Below are 14001 nucleotides of genomic sequence, written 5' to 3'. Positions count from 1 at the left end.
AAACTGCGATACATTGAATTGATTTTTTGTCCTGCATTCATATTAGAAATACATAATTAACATCTTAAACGAACTTTTATATATTTAATATTAAGTCAATCATTTAATTAAACTGTGAATGATGATCGAATATTAGCACTTATTTCTTTCTACCGGTTTAGGAAATGGTTCTATATCTTTTGTAATTCAAAAAAGTATTTTCTTTAAACACCTAATTTATCTATCATTTTTTGAACTATAATAAGTGTATTCTGTAATTTTACATAAAGGATTTGTAACGGATTCAAACAAGTCGGTAATTATATAGTCTAAGTTATCTGGTGTTACATCTCTAAAATACCGTATCAGGTCTTTTGTCGTGGCATATTGATCTACGTCTTTTTTAATTTCCCCTTGATAACTCTTCCAATCATCAATAAAGCGCTTCAATGCTATATTGACCTTGTCTTCTCCTATTTCTTCCTGTAAAGCATACATGGCAAGCGCCCCTTTACTATAATATATATAATCTTGATTTTCTACCAATGTGAGTGAAGGTTCTTTGATTATGGATTTCCTTTTATCCTTGTTATAAACGTCTTTTTGAAATTCTAAAAACTGCAATACCTTTTCTTCCGAGTAGTGTTTTTTAAGTACCATCAAGGCTGCATATTGTGATAAGGTTTCTAGAATCATATGGCGACCTTTTACATTTGCTGCTTCTACTTGCATACCAAACCATTGATGCGCCACTTCGTGCGCCGTAACATAAAATACCATATCTACATCCTTTTTATCATCAATATCCAATACAAACCCTATTGACTCAGAAAAGGGAATGGTGTTTGGAAATGATTGCGCAAATGTGGCATACCTTGGAAATTCCATAATGCGTAGTTGTTGATACTGATACGGACTAAAATTGGAACTATAATAATCTAAAGATGCCTTCATAGACGCTATCATCCTATTTAAATTATCATTATGGGTTTTATGGTGGTATATTTCAAGGATCACAGGTTTACCTAAAACATCTGAGGGTGGTTTCCAGATATCATTTTTAATTTCATAATCTGCAGAAACTATAGCATAAAAATTGATCATAGGTTGATTCATTTTATAATGAAAATAGTTACGATCATTATTTTTCCATTCTTTAATGAGTCTACCGGAAGTGATTGCTTTTTGATTTTTTTCTGTGCCTATTAAAGCCTCAAAAGTAATTCCATTAGAATCACCACCAGAAATAGCACTGGTTAATTCTAGTTGCTCCTCTCTCCTAGCCTTGTTCAATCTGGATTCCAGTCCTTGTTTTTTTCGATCATCATTATTTCGTAGTTCGTATTTCTTGTTATAACCTATAGTTGGAAATTCCTGATTATTGAAAAAAGTACCATTATACACTATTTGAGTATCAGAATGTTCATCTTCAAACCCTTTTGGGATATAAGATTGTGTAAAATTCATTCTAATAGAATCCCCTGGTTGTAATTCTTCAGATAAACTATAAATGGTGTAATCAAATTCTTTATATGTGTTATTTATGACAGCATTTCTTTCGAAAGTCACATTATCCAGTACGATGTGCGATGCTATTTTTTTCTGAATGTGAATATCTTTTAATGGCTCATTCAATGTATTCTTTAGTGTATAATAACCTTTTATAACATAGGATCGGGTATTGGGGTAAAGTTCAATTTGCAGGTTCACAGTAGTTATCTTAGGTTGTGCTACATATTCAAAGCGTTTTAGTATTTTTTCGTACTTCGCACGAAAAACAATTTCTTCTGAATTGGTCCAATAATCATTCAGTATATTGATGTTATAAAAGATATACAGACCGATAATTACAAATAGGATACTTGCGAAGATTATAAACCGTTTAACAGGCTGAGTCAGACGATTCCTGACAGTTTTAAATCTTATAAAAAGATTTTTTTCTGTACCTCGGACCAAGATTAGAGCGCTAACTATGAATAACAAAGTGCCAAATATCAACCAATAGGATTTTACCCATAAATATGGTTTTAAAAAATGACCATACCCATTCATACTTGAATAGGTTCCTAAGGTTTTACCTCCAAATTTTAATAAACTATGCTGAAGTCCTAGATATTCTGAACTAACATTCAGAATAAAAAACAACAATAACAGCAGCATTCCAACAAACTTGTTATTGCTAATTGCCTGGAAAAAAAATGCTATAAATGTGTATAAGATTAAAAATGGTAATATTTCTAAGAAAAATCCGAAAAAGTAAACTTTAGGTTCAAAAACATAATAACCACTTGCAATTTGAAATAGTATTCCTGCCACTATCAAACATATCATTAGTACTACATAAATACTTATAAGCGCAATAAACTTACTCATCAAGGAATTGATATCAGAAATAAATGTTGCATCATATATCAAATTCACCTTCGAATTTCTTTCTTTCCAAATAAGCTCTCCTGAATAAAAAACAATAATGATTATGAAGAAATAGAGAGACATTTCTTGCAATTCCTCTACCACAAAATATGTTGCTGGATAACTATCCACTCCATAGACGGTACCTAAACTCACTGAGTTAATTAAAATGATAATCATCCCACAAATAACGATGGCCCAAAATGAAGTTTCCCTAAGCAATGAAATGGTATAAAACTTTGAAAGCTCATATAACTGAATGCAATGTGTTTTGAAATTATCACGTATATGAACTTTTGGAATAGTATATTGAATTTTGGGAGATATTTCCTTATGGATAGATCCTTTTATCTTCTTAATTTTTAATGTTTTGGAAATACTACTAATAGAAAATTTACGATAACCAATGATTAAGATAATGAGTCCCAAAGCACTCCAAAATAACTTATTATACAACATCACATCGTGCAAATTGATTACTAGTGAGTTACGTTCTGTGATAGACCAATTCTTTGACATTTTGGTCATAGTCGTTAATGAAAAAGGATCCAAAATCGCCTGTATATATTCATTTTTTATAGCTTTAGTTAGTAAAAAAACAACGAATACGAATATACCTTGGGTATAAACCACTAAAAGTTTTTTACTTATCATTCCCGTTACAAAGAAGAGACAAGCTCCAAAAAATAGTATGGGAACAACTATCACGAAAAAGGATTGTAGATAAACCAATGGGTTAAACGGCAACAGATCTTTTTGCCAAGGTAAATACTCTCCTGCCATCATACCTAAGAGGACAGCACTAAAAATGAAAAGTAATATTGTAAATGAACCTAAAAACTTTCCTAATATATAATCTCGTTTTTTTATAGGGTTTACTAGAATTACCGAAGCTACGTTATACTGAAAATCACGAAGTATGGGAACCCCCATAATCATTGATACCAAAATCATAAAAACACCTGTAATTGCACCCATAGTTTTTGATATAACCAAAGGTGCATTTTTTCTCATCATACCCATTTCTACTCCCTGAAAAATAAAATCAATTCCAACCAATGAAAATAGAAAAAGAAGAAGAAAGAAAACATATGTCTCTGGACGTTTAGCTCTATATTTTAATTCAAATTTGAATATTTCGTACCACATTGCTATTATTTTAATTATTAGTAATCTGGGAGAAATACACGTCTTCTATTTCGGCTCCTATTCGTTCGAATCCATCTTTTGGGTTATCATCACTAAGAATATGAATAATGGGCTTTCCTAGAAATAATTTTTCGTGAATAACATTGTACTGTTTTTTATAGTCATCCAATTCATTTTTATGAATAGTTTTCTGATACACTTTACCTTCTACGCTTTCAATTAATTCTAGAGGTTTTCCTTGCATTACTACTTGTCCCTCGTTGATAATTGCCATATTAGTACATAATTCTTTTACATCATCTACAATATGCGTAGACAGGATAACCACGGTGTTTTCACCAATTTCACTTAATAAATTATAGAATCGGTTACGTTCTGCCGGATCTAATCCAGCAGTGGGTTCATCAACAATCAATAATTTGGGGTCATTTAGTAATGCCTGCGCAATACCAAAACGTTGTTTCATTCCACCAGAAAAACCACCAAGATTTTTCTTTCTATGTTCGTAAAGATTTGTTTTATGTAATAGTGCACGAACTACTTCATTTCGTTGTTTTTTGTTTGATAAGCCCTTTAGAACAGCTAAATGACTTAGCAGGAATTCTGCGGATACTTTAGGATACAAACCAAACTCTTGAGGAAGATATCCTAGAACTTTTCGAATTGCGAATTTTTCTTTAATTAGATCGATATTATCAAAGGTTATTGAACCATTGTCAGCATCCTGCAATGTAGCGATGGTACGCATTAAAGTAGATTTCCCTGCTCCATTAGGTCCCAGCAACCCAAACATTCCAGTGGAAATATTAAGTGTTACATTTTGTAATGCTCTGGTATTGTTAGCATATGTTTTTGACAAATTATTAATGATTAATTTCATACTGCCCGTTTTTTTTATGATTACTTAATCAAACGTAGTAACTAGTCATTACACATCTAAATTATAGTGACCAATAGGATATAAACAGGTATAGACATAGGACCTGTAAGTGATTAGTGATTTCATCCCTGAATTTATATAGTTTGTACAGAGATCAGTTGTGTACATCAACTTCTTTGGTTGATATACTTTATTTAAGTAATATTGAATATGGCATTTAATTTCAACAACCATAAATCACTCATCTATTCTTTTAAATACTGGATTTTTGCTCTATTTATGGGCATTTTCTTGATATATATTGAGCAAATAGATGACATAGAACCTTTATTTTCAATACTCGCGTTTATATATTGGAGTTTATTGATTTATTGGGCGGCTAGATGGTTATTTAGGCAGATAAAATCAGTTCTGAAACATAAAAAGGAAAAGAACAATATGGAGCTATTACACTTAAAAAGTCAGGTAAGCCCTCATTTCTTTTTTAATACTTTAAATAATTTATATGGTTTGGTAGAAGAAGACCATACAAAAGCGCAAGAGCTAATACTGAAATTATCTGATATGATGCGATATAGTATTTACGAAGGTGAACAAGATTTTGTTACTATTGATAAAGAAATTCAATACCTTCAGAATTACATAGAGCTCCATAAAATGCGTTATCATAAAAAGACAGATATTCAATTCCATTATGATATTAAAGACCCTAAGAGTAAAATAATGCCCTTATGCTTTATTATATTACTGGAAAACGCATTTAAACATGGATTAGAAAATCTAAGAACAAATGCTTTTATTCGATTAAAACTAACCGCTAATACTAAAAAAATCATTTTTGAAATTGAAAACAATTTTGACAGTACTGAAACTACTAAAAGTGCAGGAATTGGTTTAAAAAATTTAAAAAGAAGACTAGAATTGGTATATCCAAAGAAACATTCCTTGTCTTTTGATACAGCAAAAGATATATATAAAGCACGATTAATTATAGAGCAGATATGATCAAATATATAATTGTAGACGATGAGCATATTGCACACGGTATCATTAAACGTTATTGTGACCTTTTACCAAATATGAAGTTAGTGAAGAATTGCTATGATGCTCTAGAAGCATTTGAATATGTAAACTCTAATGCTGTAGACATAATTTTTCTGGATATTAATATGCCTCAACTTAAAGGGTTTGATTTTCTAAAAACACTTCCTTCACCACCAAAAGTAATTGTTACTACCGCGTATAGTGAGTATGCATTAGAAGGTTATGATCTGAACATAACCGACTATTTATTGAAACCTTTTAGTTTAGAACGTTTTCTAAAAGCGGTAAATAAAGCGGTAGCAGCTACTACAAAAACGACTTCTTTATCTATCTTACCGAAAGAAATAGAAGAACGAAGTGTTTTTCTAAAAAGTAATAAAAAATATACACAAGTTTTCCTTGGTGATATTCAATATTTAGAATCAGCAGGAAACTACATAAAAGTAGTTACCATTAAGCAAACAATTACCGTAAGAGATAAGATAACAGATTTATTAGAAACACTGCCCAGCGATGATTTTATCCAGGTTCATAAATCATTTGCCGTAGCTAAAAAGCATATAAAAAGTATCGAAGGGAATAGAATATTGATCGCTGATCATATTATACCAATAGGAACTACTTATAAAATTAACGTAACATATTTGTTAAAATAGTTGAAAGGTTACACGTTTCAAGCCTCGTCAATTTTATTAAGTATTAATTTCCTATAAGATTTACTGATCGGTAGTTTACTGTCATTTTGTAATACCATTTGATTTCCATCTATCAACTTCAGTTTGTTGAAATTGACTACAAAAGACTTATGTATTCTTATAAAATTATTGGATAATTTCTCTAGAAAATCTGATAGTGTGACAGGAGTTAGAATCATTTGATCTGTATAGATTTTAATATAATTTCCGTATGCTTCTATATAATTTATGGTCTCTAAATCTAGTTTGATAATTTTTTTATCGCTTTTGACATAAATGGATTGTGGACTTTTCTTCTTTGCTATAACCACAGGGTTTGCAGGTGCGGTCGATTTTTGCTGAATTTTTGAAACCGCTTGTAAAAACCGTTCCAAGGAAAATGGTTTTAACAAATAATCAAGCACCGATAACTCAAAACTTTCTACTGCGTATTCAGGATAAGCAGTAGTGATAATTACATACGGTTTTTGCTGTAAGGTTTTCAATAAGCCTATCCCAGAAAGTTTAGGCATATTAATGTCTAAAAACATCAGATCTACGGTATTTTGTTGTAAAAATCCCATAACTTCAAAAGCATTCTTACAGCTAGCTACCACTTCTAAGTATGGTATTTCTTTACAGTAATTTTCAATAATCTGTCGAGCAATAGGTTCGTCGTCGGCTATTAAACATCGTACTACCTTCATTTAAAAATTAAGTATTAATTCTACCCGATATGAATCACCAGATTTATCAATTTCTAACTGGTATTTATCAGGATACATCAAATCTAGTCGTTTTTTAGCGTTTTGTAACCCAATACCGCTTTTTCCTTTTTCCAGATTGTTATTTTCGGTTTCAAGGGTATCAATGGTATTCATACAACTAAAAACAAGTTTCTCATCTCGTATTTCAATATTCACTGCAACCTTACTCTTAGAACTCTCTATCGTTCCCAAATGCTTGAATGAATTCTCTACAAATACAATAAATAACATAGGAGCAATTTTTTTTCCGGAGGTATTACCACTCACGTTTAATTGAATGTCTGCTTTGTCTTCCAATCGTATTTTTTCCAGAGAGATATAATTCTCGAGATACTTGATTTCCTTTTCTATATAAACAAACATTTCTTTAGTTTCATATAAGCTATATCTCAATAAATCAGAAAGTTTAAGCATTAGATCTGGTAGTTTTTCTGATTTCACCACAGAGAGTCCATATAAATTATTTAATGTATTGAATAGAAAATGAGGATTTAATTGTGCTTTCAGAAGTTTTAACTCAGCTTCTTTTTCTTCTTGACGCCTAAAAAAACTATCTCTGGCAAGTTTAAGGGCGGTACCAAAAAGTATCACTAATAAAATAGCTCCAAAAACATTCAAGAACATTTTCCATTGAAAATTATTAAAAAAATTACTTAATAGAATTACACCTAGAATTGTAAAAAACATCATATTAAGAAGAAATAAAATCACTCCTAACACCTTATGTTTACTAAAGAATAATGGCAAAATCTTAAGATTGCTGATATAAATTGGAGGCATGATAAATGCGATAAAGGCTAAAGAAGTAAGGAACCTATTCTCCGCTTGAACGACCATTAAAAATATGAATAATAAAAATAGCCATATTACCACATTTTGCAACCACTTATTATCGATCCAAGTATCGAGTTTTGACATACGATTATATTCTAGATTATGATCAAAAATAGATTTTATCAAGTGATTACACACTTTTTCATGACATAAATACAATATTTTGATCTGAACGAATTGTTTTTCGGGTTAAATGAACTTTTTTACCCTAATCATCTAATTCCTGTCGTTTATCATTTTTTTTTCATGATGAAACTGAATTTAGTGAGTTTTGATCCAACAAACTATAAAATCATATTTATGAAAGCTTTACTCAAACTTGTAATACTGTTAACAATCTATATTATTCAATGTATCACATAGGGTAATAAAGTATTGCGGAGCTATTTAATAACAGAAATTGAAAGGTTGACCATAGAAACTTAAAAAACTTATTCATGATATTAGAAATTAATAACGTTTCAAAAAAATATAACAGAAATAAATACGGATTAAAGGACTTTTCTATAAGCATCGAAACAGGAATATTAGGTTTATTAGGACCTAACGGAGCCGGAAAATCAACACTTCTTAAAATGATCGCCACCTTTAGCAAACCAACGCAAGGCACCATAATTCTCAATAAAAATAATGTAGTTAAAGATGCTAATTATATGAGGAAGCAATTAGGTTTTTTGCCTCAAGATTTTGGTGTATACCCTAACCTTAATGCCTACGAATTCCTCAAATATATGGCGGCTTTAAAAGGTATTGGTGGACCGAATCTTACCAATAAAATAGAATACCTACTGGATGGTCTAAATCTTATGAATGCAGCAAAAAAACCAATTGGAAGCTACTCCGGAGGAATGAAACAAAGAGTAGGAATTGCACAAGCACTTCTGAATGATCCAAAAATTCTAATTTTTGATGAACCTACCGTAGGACTGGATCCCGAAGAGCGTGTACGTTTCAGGAATTTAATTTCGGATTTGGCACAGGATTGTATCGTGATTTTGTCATCTCATATCGTTTCTGATATTGATACGATAGCTGATAAAGTGGTAATAATGAAAAACGGTTCTTTAATCTCTCAAGGAAATCGAGAGGAGATAATACAAATAGTAAATCAAAAAGTTTTTGAAGTAATCATCGATAAAAAGCAATTAGATGACTTTAAAAACAATCAAATTGTGGTAAACACATCGAGAAATGGAGAACTGATGAGTGTCCGATACATTTCAGAAACTCCAGTAGAACATTCTATTCCACAGCAAGCAAATCTAGAAGACGCATATTTATTCTTAACTAAAACAAATTAAAACAATGAAAAATTTAACAAACAAAAAGACAATTGCAGGAATATCAGTTGTAACAACACTATTTATAATTGCTGTTCTGGTTTTCCTCAAAAAGCTACATGTCGGAGTCTATTATGCTTACTAATACTATCTATTATGAAATCATTTTTATCTACCACCAAATACGATTATTTACAAAGAACCAGAAGTTATAGCTTCCTGGTGACCTTGTGTATTAGTTTAGCAATGGCCTATACTTTTGTACCAGAGCCTAATGCTTCATATTCAACGATAAGGATTGCAGATCACGTAGGATATTACAATGCTGGTTGGTTTGGTTATGTCACAGCAATAATGACAAGTATATTTTTATCTCTGGCTGGTTTTTATCTGGTTAACAGTGGAATTAAAACAGATCAAATAACAAAGATTGGACAAATTACTGCGGCTACTCCTGTCTCTAATTTTAGATACTTATTCTCTAAAGTTTTTAGTAATTTTTTAGTATTATCAACCATTGTAGTTATTGTTTTTATAATGAGTATACTACTTTTCTTTTTATACAATGAAGAATCTCCTTTTATACTATCACAATTTATAATACCATATCTATTGATTCCCATTCCGGCTATGTTTTTTATTGCTGTATTGGCCGTGGTTTTTGAGGTAATATTTAAAAACTATTCTGTAATTCAAAATATTGGATTCTTCTTTTTATTTTCCGGATTGATGATAACCACAGCTACCGAGGAAATCGAATTTTCACTAGACCCTTTCGGAACTAAAATAGTGATGCACCATTTAGAACAAAGTGTTCGCGATATTTTACAAACTGAAAAAGAAACTGAACTCAATATAGGATATGTCCTTGGTAATATTAAGGAAACAAAGAAGTTTGAATTTAACGGAATAACATTTCCTACGATTTTTATAGTGAGTCGTATCGTGTGGATTTTTCTGGGAATCTTACTCATAAGATTGATTTCACCATTTTTTCATCGTTTCGCTATAAAAGAGAAATCTAGAATTGTACGATCTATTCCTAAACCATTACAAAAAAACAATAGTAAACAAATTCTCATTTCCAGTTTGCAAAAATCGAAACCAAACTATGGTATTCTAACATTAGTAAACACCGAAATCTTAATGCTCTTAAGAACAGGTAAAAAATGGTTATGGATCATTAACTTAATCGGGATGGTATTGCTGGGCATAATTCATATAAAAATTGCGTTCTCCATTGTTCTTCCGGTACTATGGTTTTTACAAGTTCAAAGGCTTTCAGAGATATCATCAAAAGAAGTATTTTACGGAGTTCAGCATTTTACGTTCACTTCATATATGCCATTACGCAGATTATTAGCATCCCAAATAATTGCAGGAATAATTTTGATGTTATTTTTAGCTCTTCCACTAATACTTAGATTATCAATCACTCTAGAGTTACAATCTATAGCGCATCTGGTATTGGGAGCAGTGTTTATTGTTTTATTGGCTGCTACTTTAGGAATACTTACTAACGGAAAAAAACTATTTGAGATTATTTTTTTTCTGATTACCTACTGCAATATCTACAAAATTCTTTTTGCAGACTATTTTGGTGGATTATCACACGGTTCTAATTATACGCTTTTATTAATCATCACAATCATTGTTTTAGGAATAATAGGATTTGTTGTGAGAAGGCACCAATTAAGGAGCTGAAAATTGGTAAATATAATATCATAAAGTTTATTTAAAACTATAGTTTCAATCACCCGCCTTACAATTTGGTGGGTTTTATTTTTATATATTTATATCCTCAATAGCTAACACAAATCATCTCATGATATCATTAAAACTTAATACTTTTCTACAAGTATACTGGTATATTTTTATATCTTCCTTTGTAATCTCTTGTGGGTCGGATACCACTAATAAGGACTTAAAAGAAGCACTGACCTTTTACGCTTCTTTCGACAATGGTGTAAATGCAGATTTTGCATTAGGGGATCCTCAATTATATACAGTACCATCTCGTAATGCAAGAGACTCTGCTAAGGTTGGTCTACACAAAGAAGGAATTAGTATTTCTAAAGCAAATGGACTGAAAGGAGATGCTCTGCACTATAACTCGAATAATAAAGGTTATATTTACTATACTAGCAAGAATAATATTATCTACAGCAAAGAAAAATGGAACGGAGCTATTTCCTTTTGGCTAAATCTTGATCCCGCTACTGATTTAAAACCTGGATATTGCGATCCAATTCAGATCACCGATGTTAGCTATAATGATGCTTCTATTTGGGTAGATTTTACAAAAGAAAATCCGCGTGATTTTAGGCTTGGTGTTATTGGTGATAAAACTACCTGGAAAAAAGATACAACGGTGTCTGACAACGACGATAAGGATTTTATTAGTCAGTTAATACCAGTTGCCGAACCTCCTTTCCAAAAAGGTTCCTGGACACACATTCTCATCAATTTCAAGAATCTAAACACAAACAAAGGAGAAACTTCGTTGTATATAAACGGTCAATTAAAAGGTAATAGAAAAGGAATTTCTGATCCTTTTACCTGGGAACTAGATAAATCCAATATTTACCTGGGATTAGGATACATAGGATTAATGGACGAACTATCTATTTATGATAGAGATCTTAGTCAAAAAGAAATTACCACACTATATACATTAGAAAACGGAGTTCATACCCTTCTAAAATAAAAACTCAGTTACTTTATACACTATAAAATTAAAACTATGATGCGTTTTAAAATCATATTTGCCGGCATTACCGCTTTCCTCCTATTTTCTTGTAAAACTGAAACAAAAGTAGAAATCAGTGAAGAAGAACAAAGATGGGAAACTCATGCACGCAACACTACAATTATTAGAGATGATTTTGGCGTACCTCATATTTACGGAAAAACCGACGCAGATGCTGTTTTTGGTTTACTCTATGCACAATGTGAAGACGACTTTAACCGTGTTGAACAAAACTACATTTGGGCAATAGGTCGTCTGGCGGAAATCGAAGGAGAGGAAGCGTTGTACAGTGATCTCCGCGCAAAATTATTTATGACAAAAGAAGAAGCAATTGCTAATTATGAAAAGAGTCCAAAATGGCTTAAAGACTTATGTATTGCTTTTGCAGATGGTATCAACTACTATCTAAAAACACATCCCGAAGTAACACCAAAATTACTTACTCATTTTGAACCCTGGATGCCTATGTATTTTAGCGAAGGCTCTATTGGCGGAGATATAGAGCGGGTTTCTACACGTAAAATAAAAGCGATGTACGAAAATGGCATGGAAATGCCATTAGCAGATGAAGTAACAATTAAGAAAGAAAAAGAAATGCTTGAACCACAAGGCTCTAACGGAATTGCTATTTCCGGATCGCTCACGCAGTCCGGTAATGCTATGTTATTGATCAATCCGCATACTTCTTTCTATTTCAGAGGAGAAGTTCATGTGGTAAGTGAAGAAGGATTGAACGCGTATGGAGCAGTGACTTGGGGACAGTTTTTTGTGTATCAAGGTTTTAATGAAAAGACAGGTTGGATGCATACCTCTACATATACCGATGTTATTGACGAATTTATCGAAACAACTACCGAGAAAGAAGGAAAACCAATGTATCAATACGGTGATGAATTACGTCCTATCGAACAGTATGATGTTACATTAAAATATAAAGAAGGAAATGAATTAAAAGAAAAAACTTTTCCTGCCTATCGCACACATCACGGACCTATTACACATCTAAAGGACGGAAAATGGGTCGCTACTGCCCTTATGTGGGAGCCTGTAAAAGCATTAGAACAATCTTATATCCGAACAAAACAAGACGGTTACAAAGGATTTCGTGCAATGATGGATATAAAAACAAATTCTTCTAACAATACGGTCTATGCTGATGCCGAAGGAAATATAGCGTATTTTCATGGCAACTTCATTCCGGTAAGAGATGTATCATTTGATTATACAAAACCTGTGGATGGTAGTAACCCGAATACTGACTGGAAGGGTTTACATTCTGTTGACGAAGCAATAACTCTTCTAAATCCAAAAAATGGATGGATACAAAACTGTAATTCTACACCTTACACTGCAGCGTTAGAATTCAGTCCTAAAAAAGAAGAGTATCCAAAATATATGTCAATAGACCGAGAGAACTTTAGAGGAGTTCACGCTATTGAACTATTAAGAAACAAAAAGGATTATACTCTAGACAGTCTTGTTTCATTAGCATACGATCCATATCTGCCAGCATTTGCTAAGTTAATTCCGGGATTGGTAGAGGCCTATGATAAAATAGACAGAACTAAAGAATTGGAAAGTACTATAGAAATCCTCCGCAATTGGGACTACAGAACTTCTAAAGAATCCAAAGCCATGACATTGGCTCATTTTTATGGAACTAATTATGCCAAAAAAGGAAAAAGACCCGAAGAAGGTATCAGTGATATGGAACTTCTCACCTACTTTGGTACACAATCTCCTTTAGAAGAAAGAATTGCCATTTTTAAAGAAACTTTACAACAGCTGAAGGAAGATTTTGGAGGTATTCTTTCATGGGGAGAAGTAAATCGTTTTCAGCGTATTAATGGAGATATCAGACAACCCTTTGATGATGATAAGCCTAGTACTGCCGTTGGATTTGCGTCAGGTCGTTGGGGAGCCTTAGCGGCATATGGTGCCCGATATACAAACAATACCAAGAAAATTTATGGAACCAGAGGTAATAGCTTTGTTGCTGTTGTAGAATTTGGAGATAAAGTGAAGGCCAAAACCAGTTTGGCAGGCGGTCAAAGTGGTAATCCAAATTCTCCACATTTTAATGATCAAATACAACCATACGTGGATGTGCAATTTAAAGAAGCGGCTTATTATAAAGAAGATGTGCTAAAACGCGCTAAAAAAACATATCATCCTGGAGAGCAATAAGTTAAACAAACGCTTTAAATAAAAAAACATAAAAACCTGTAAATCG

Annotated in this window: 10 protein-coding genes; 6 read left to right on the top strand and 4 right to left on the bottom strand. The window is 32.1% G+C overall.

Annotated features, from left to right (window positions below; genetic code table 11):
- Window positions 1–216 precede the first annotated feature (216 nt).
- Together ACE94K_RS14930 and ACE94K_RS14925 are read right to left on the bottom strand one after the other, a co-directional pair.
- On the bottom strand, window positions 217–3540 hold the full coding sequence (locus ACE94K_RS14930; protein WP_378173881.1) for a M1 family aminopeptidase: 3324 nt from the start codon (window positions 3538–3540) through the stop codon (window positions 217–219).
- Between the two features lie 10 nt (window positions 3541–3550).
- A complete protein-coding gene (locus ACE94K_RS14925; protein WP_378173878.1) occupies window positions 3551–4420 on the bottom strand; it encodes an ABC transporter ATP-binding protein in 870 nt (289 codons plus the stop codon).
- A gap of 210 nt (window positions 4421–4630) precedes the next feature.
- Between ACE94K_RS14925 and ACE94K_RS14920 the strand changes: the two genes are divergently transcribed.
- Both ACE94K_RS14920 and ACE94K_RS14915 read left to right on the top strand, forming a co-directional pair.
- Entirely contained in the window at window positions 4631–5425 is a 795-nt protein-coding gene (locus ACE94K_RS14920; RefSeq protein WP_378173875.1) for a sensor histidine kinase, read from the top strand.
- Entirely contained in the window at window positions 5422–6120 is a 699-nt protein-coding gene (locus tag ACE94K_RS14915; RefSeq protein ID WP_378173872.1) for a LytR/AlgR family response regulator transcription factor, read from the top strand. The genes ACE94K_RS14920 and ACE94K_RS14915 overlap by 4 nt, the downstream gene beginning before the upstream one ends.
- Before the next feature lie 17 nt (window positions 6121–6137).
- Here ACE94K_RS14915 and ACE94K_RS14910 read toward each other — a convergent pair whose 3' ends face one another.
- Complete coding sequence (locus ACE94K_RS14910; protein WP_378173870.1) at window positions 6138–6845, bottom strand: LytR/AlgR family response regulator transcription factor; 708 nt, start codon at window positions 6843–6845, stop codon at window positions 6138–6140.
- Window positions 6846–7823: a sensor histidine kinase gene (locus tag ACE94K_RS14905; RefSeq protein ID WP_378173867.1), complete on the bottom strand. Its 978-nt coding sequence runs from the start codon at window positions 7821–7823 to the stop codon at window positions 6846–6848.
- Window positions 7824–8176: 353 nt separating this feature from the next.
- Here ACE94K_RS14905 and ACE94K_RS14900 point away from each other — a divergent pair, with 353 nt between their 5' ends.
- The 4 genes from ACE94K_RS14900 (at window position 8177) to ACE94K_RS14885 (ending at window position 13955) form a co-directional block, all read left to right on the top strand.
- Window positions 8177–9040 (top strand): ABC transporter ATP-binding protein, encoded by an 864-nt coding sequence (locus ACE94K_RS14900; RefSeq protein ID WP_378173864.1) that lies wholly within the window; start codon window positions 8177–8179, stop codon window positions 9038–9040.
- A gap of 135 nt (window positions 9041–9175) precedes the next feature.
- The gene (locus ACE94K_RS14895; RefSeq protein WP_378173861.1) at window positions 9176–10723 is read left to right on the top strand and encodes a hypothetical protein; all 1548 of its coding nucleotides are present in this window, start codon (window positions 9176–9178) and stop codon (window positions 10721–10723) included.
- Between the two features lie 121 nt (window positions 10724–10844).
- A complete protein-coding gene (locus tag ACE94K_RS14890; RefSeq protein WP_378173857.1) occupies window positions 10845–11726 on the top strand; it encodes a LamG-like jellyroll fold domain-containing protein in 882 nt (293 codons plus the stop codon).
- Window positions 11727–11762: 36 nt separating this feature from the next.
- On the top strand, window positions 11763–13955 hold the full coding sequence (locus tag ACE94K_RS14885; RefSeq protein ID WP_378173854.1) for an acylase: 2193 nt from the start codon (window positions 11763–11765) through the stop codon (window positions 13953–13955).
- Window positions 13956–14001: the final 46 nt, after the last annotated feature.

This window comes from Aquimarina besae, assembly GCF_042434905.1.
Lineage (GTDB): Bacteria > Bacteroidota > Bacteroidia > Flavobacteriales > Flavobacteriaceae > Aquimarina.
This window is presented reverse-complemented; position numbering and strand designations above follow the sequence as displayed.